The sequence below is a fragment of the uncultured Gimesia sp. genome (genome assembly GCF_937919775.1).
Lineage (GTDB): Bacteria > Planctomycetota > Planctomycetia > Planctomycetales > Planctomycetaceae > Gimesia.
Genome location: NZ_CALFPF010000063.1, coordinates 1 through 4,835, shown reverse-complemented (window position 1 = coordinate 4,835; position 4,835 = coordinate 1). Strand labels below are relative to the sequence as shown.

General features: G+C 49.9%; 6 protein-coding genes and 1 pseudogene. All 7 read right to left on the bottom strand.

Features of this window, described 5'->3' with window-relative positions:
* Positions 1-443: 443 nt before the first annotated feature.
* The 7 genes and pseudogenes from Q0294_RS01675 to Q0294_RS01650 all read right to left on the bottom strand — a co-directional run bounded on the left by Q0294_RS01675 (position 444) and on the right by Q0294_RS01650 (position 4,716).
* The gene (locus Q0294_RS01675; protein ID WP_299460194.1) at positions 444-1,847 is read right to left on the bottom strand and encodes a hypothetical protein; all 1,404 of its coding nucleotides are present in this window, start codon (positions 1,845-1,847) and stop codon (positions 444-446) included.
* Between the two features lie 365 nt (positions 1,848-2,212).
* Complete coding sequence (locus Q0294_RS01670; protein WP_299460193.1) at positions 2,213-2,488, bottom strand: hypothetical protein; 276 nt, start codon at positions 2,486-2,488, stop codon at positions 2,213-2,215.
* A 177-nt stretch (positions 2,489-2,665) separates the two neighbouring features.
* Positions 2,666-3,142 (bottom strand): hypothetical protein, encoded by a 477-nt coding sequence (locus tag Q0294_RS01665; protein ID WP_299460191.1) that lies wholly within the window; start codon positions 3,140-3,142, stop codon positions 2,666-2,668.
* Between the two features lie 306 nt (positions 3,143-3,448).
* Positions 3,449-3,685, bottom strand: coding sequence for a hypothetical protein (locus Q0294_RS01660; protein ID WP_299460190.1), 237 nt, complete (start codon positions 3,683-3,685; stop codon positions 3,449-3,451).
* A gap of 114 nt (positions 3,686-3,799) precedes the next feature.
* A pseudogene (locus tag Q0294_RS23360) lies at positions 3,800-3,919 on the bottom strand (hypothetical protein); the annotation flags it as partial.
* Positions 3,920-4,031: 112 nt separating this feature from the next.
* Positions 4,032-4,406: a hypothetical protein gene (locus tag Q0294_RS01655; RefSeq protein ID WP_299460189.1), complete on the bottom strand. Its 375-nt coding sequence runs from the start codon at positions 4,404-4,406 to the stop codon at positions 4,032-4,034.
* A gap of 73 nt (positions 4,407-4,479) precedes the next feature.
* Positions 4,480-4,716, bottom strand: coding sequence for a hypothetical protein (locus Q0294_RS01650; RefSeq protein ID WP_299460187.1), 237 nt, complete (start codon positions 4,714-4,716; stop codon positions 4,480-4,482).
* Between the last annotated feature and the right edge of the window lie 119 nt (positions 4,717-4,835).

Sequence of the window (4,835 nt, the reverse complement as noted above, 5' to 3'; positions counted from 1 at the left end):
GCTCTGATGTGACAGATGATGTCACTGATGCCGATGCGATGGAAAAGGGGGCCATTGAAGCATTACCTGCCATTTACAGCGATCCTGAAAAAACCAGGCTCACAGCAGACGTATCAAAAGCGGGCGAGCAAGGCCTGGAAATCAACTTTGATTTGAAAGCGAAATAGCTTGATCAGGATGATGGAATTATCTCTCAATTCTCGCCTGCCGGTTGAGGATGTTTGGCATGGATGAACTCGAAAGTCTCATCGTCTGTTCAAACAGGACTGACCAGATGATACTTTTCGATGTCAAAAGAGACATGGATTTTCTTGACCATTGATGACGAACCGTCACACTCCAGCTGCTCGAAACGAGTATCTGGAGTGTGACAGTCAATGGCTCTACTCATCGTCTTCCTCCCCGGCTTGATTAGATGTGCCGGAAAGGTAAATCAGCGGCTGTCAGCGATTCATCGGTTTGAGCGTGACGCCGACGCCCACCACGGCCACCCACGGATCGGACTTCGGCGACTCGGTCGCCATCACCCACACTTGTTTCTCGCCCTTTTTCAGCGAACATGTGCCGAACACAGGTACCTTGCCGAACGGGTCACCACTCCAGCCACCCGCGATGAGCGCTTCCACGATCGCATTACCGACAGCGAAAGCCGTGCCGCGTTTGACCCGCATTCGCAGTGCGTAAGGCTTCTCCTGCTGCACTTCGAGATCTTTGGGGGTCGCAACAGCCACCTCGGGCTTTTCTCCCTTTTGATAAGTAGCCCGGTTCGCGACTCCCTCTCTGGAGCGCAGCTCCTCTTCGGCCACTTCGACGGCAGTCTGATGGTCGATACGCACGCGCGTGCGGCCCTCGAATTCGGTCGTCGTGATCGTGATCATCTCCTGTCCCGGCTTTCGGAAGATTGTGAGGAGCTTCTTGTCAATCACAACCGGCTCTTCTGTTGTCGCTTTCCAGCCATCGTCGCCAAACGCCTTGCGGTAAAAACTGGCAACTTCAGTGGGACTGGAGTCTGTGTCGAATGAGACCTCTGACGTACTATCGTTGTAGCGGAAATCAATCGCAGCCGGGAAAGCCGGTAGTTCGAGAGAAAGCAGGGTGCTGGTCAACATGATCGCGGTCTTCCCTCCCTGGCCTGGCGCACTCATGACGTTGACGTAAACCAGTACCGCGTTTTGCCGGTAGTAAGCGGTATCTCCTGCTGAACCATAGGGTGTCCAGCCCGCTTTCAGCATGAGTTCCCGACACAGTTCAGCGGTCTCTTTAACGGGTGCGTCAGTCGTATACATTACCGATTGCGGGAAGGCGTAAACCTGCTTGACTCCTTCAGGAGTCGGTAATGCAGTCAGAGAAACGTTGCCATACCGGGAAAACTTCACCATGACCGGATCTTTGGGACTGGTTTTCATGACTGATAAATTCAAATGGAAATCGCCGTGGGTAAAATCGGCGCCGGAGAACTGCCCCTCGCGGCGGCTGCCTGCCACTTCTTTCCAACCCCGTTTGGTGAGTTCCTGCGCGTTGAAGTCGAGTATCTCTTTCGCCGGCTTGTCCACGGTGTAATTGAAATCCGCCATGCGGCGAAAGCCGGGTGAGTTGGCGCCTTCGGGTAAGGGAAACGTCTCGAGGTCAAGCGCCGCCTCCGCTTCAGCCAGTGTCGCCGGTACTACTGGTACTGTCGGCTTGGCTGGCGCCTGAGCTGTTTCCTGCGCCGCTGCTTTCTCTGCTGACTTCGCAGATTCCTGATCGGGCGCCTTAGCCGGGGCCACATCCGAACAACTGGCCGCGGTTATGACGAGGGCCGTCAACAGACCAGACACAACAATCGAAATAGGACGGGGGGGGCACATACTGACGGTTCTCCAACGGGTGATTTCTGGTTTAACGTTTGTCGCAACGACGTTTTCTGTCAGTCGCTCAGCGAGTGATGCTCTGGAAAACGGTCAAAGATTTGCGCAGTCTACCAGTTGCTACCATATAAATTCCAGCCCTACATTACAGTCGTGGTAAAAAGAGTTGCCCCCATTGACCCCGGAGGTAGGGAGATCACCAGTTACGGCTCCCGATAGCCTGGTTGCCTTCTTTGGGATTTCTTTGAATTGCTCTGAAAGCACCGAAACCTGGTCTAGGATGAGCATTCTGTATCCGGCAGTGACCGCCCCGTGTCGGGTGATCTGCCAGCCCGTACGGCAGAGTAATCTGCGTGATCCCGCAGTTAAATCAGATGGAAGTGTGACAAGCCCCCAAAGATCAGCAAAAGAATCCCGACTCCCCAGATCGGAACGAACCAGATATGACCGCCCGCTTCGGGATTGATGCTGGAATTCTCTGTCTCATCATCGAAAAAGCGTAACGCCACATCAAACAGCATCGCACAAATGATGGCGACAAACATCGCCAGATCACGGCTGTCGTTCCATTTAACAGAGATTAAAAATCCCGCAAACCCGGCAAAGGCACAGATCAGAGCTTTGGTATTGAATATCCACATTCGTTGAGAAGTCTCTCAGCATCTGTTTCAGAATCGTGTTTAAGATGATCAAGTATGACAATTTGTTGACAGCGCCTCTGAATTACATAACGGCATTATTAGTCTGTTAGCCGTCCAGAACTTTTGAACTCAGTTTCTACTCGATCTGCTGCTCGGGTTCGCGGCAGGGTGAAACAATCAATTTTTAGGCTTGAGGGTTGCGGAACCAAACATTTTCTCGCCCAGCGCTGTGGTTCCTGTAAAGGCCAAGGCGATCTGGCCGTTGGTGACTCTCCCGCGCAGGAACATCTTGGCGCGACCGACGAGGGGAGACTCGATGACAACAAGACCATTTCCCATTGATGGTGCTGTGCCGGAAACTGAAAATTCCACCTTTTTTCCGTCAGGTAAGACAGCAGCAATGGCCCCACTAAATTTTTTGCCATCTCTTTCCGAAACCGATAATGCCCAGCGAGTGCCCCTCTTCTCAATGTTGGACTTTGCATCACCTATCCAAACGACTCCAGGGGCGAAGTGGTCCTGTTGATCTGCGGGATCTGCTTTCCCACCCTTTAATTGAGCATTTTCTTTTCTGAGTTGTTCACATTCTTTTTCCAGCAGTTCAACCGTCTTTTCGGAAGCGAGCAATTTTGCTTCCAGGAGCTCAATTTTCATCTTCAAGTCATCCACGTCACCATTTTGCGCGAAAGAGTTTCCACAGGCCAAAACGGAAATCACCAATCCCAGAGAAAGAAATCTGCTACACATATCGACGTGACTCCTCATTCCATAATTGAACAAAACCAGAATTTATTACCGCCTGTCGCAACTTGCGTTTATGGCTCACTGAGTAGTGTTATCATGTGTATACGCGCCGCGGATTGTCAAGTCGCGGGTAAAAATTTATGAGAGGAGTGTAGAAAGTCGACTCATGCTTCACACGAGTTAGATATGTCCATGATCAAAAAAATGCAGAACCATTCAATACGAGTCTGGCAAGTCGTTGCGTTCGCGTCGTGCAAACCAGGATTGCTCAATCCCTTCCTTATGATGATTCATCGGAGGCTTCAGTTTGTTGAGATCCGGCAGATTTTCAGGAAAGCCAACAAGTTGATAATACAAATCCTTATTGTGTCCTTCCGCAAGGGCCACAATTCGCATCCACATGCTTCGCCAGGACTTGAGTCGTGGTGAATTCAAATCAAGTTGTAAAATCAATCGTTCCGTTTCATTGTCCTGCGTGCGAAGTGATCCGTCAGATAAGGTCGCGACATTCTCCGAATTCAACAGTTGGAAGGGATCGTTAACAACCTGATCAAGTTTAACAGAATTACAACGGCGGCAAGAATAGACCAGATTCAAATAATCCAGTCGTCGATGAGGGTTGGACGATTGGGGCTCGAAATGATCAAGTTCATACTCACTTGTTACCTGTCCCCACGCTTCAAGCAATAGACACAGCGAAAATTAAACTCATCCCGCAGCCACGGGCGATAAGATTCATAAATCTTATATCCCGCTGGAGCGTGGAGTCGCTCTCTCCTTTGAATGGGATAATCGAAAATCAAAGGGGGTTATCCTTGTTGTCCAATTCCAGCAGCTTTCGGTGAAGTTCTTTTGCGCCTTTCATGGGCAGGTTCTCTTCAGAATCAACGTGATTTCGCATGAGATTCGTCAAACCTGCCAATTCGATGCTTTCTTCAGACGAGATTGTTTCCTGTATCTCTTTATCGATCAGTTCGAAGCGTCGCTGGTTCAACTCAGCATTCCAACTGGTAGATCTCGGCTTTTGTTCCAAGAGAATCTGCCCCATCGTTTCGAGAATCGATTCTGTATTCGTTCCGGAATCCAGCAAAGTCTGAAATATCGTTCGAATTGATGTCTCTTGTATCTCGGGATAACTGGGGTTGGCAGGAAGACTGAGACTCGCATCTGCCAAGTTGAGCTCGAGGTGTTTGATGAATAAACGAATCCAGTCGTCAGTCGATTCTGGAATCGATCTCCGGGAAGATTCAGGCGGCGTTTCGCACGGCATCTGTTGTATCTCCGTTTCGAATGGTGTTCGAGAGAGATTGAAGTGCAATTTCTGCTGCCTGCTTGTAGTGTAACAAGGTGACATAATCTGGCTGATCAGACTGAATCGCGAGTTCTTTTGCCCGTTCGCAAACCTCATCTGCAAACTGGGCTTTCCACTGGATGAGAGCCTTTGCTGCTTCAATATCAATCCGTAGTTTTACGTTCTCGCTCATCCCTGACTCCGTATTATCCTATTAAATGCCATGCGCTGTTTAGTCATTGGGGCATGGCTCATTTCCCAGTCTATGTAAGTCGCTGGATAATTTGAGAGTCGTTTTTTTCCGATTTGTTT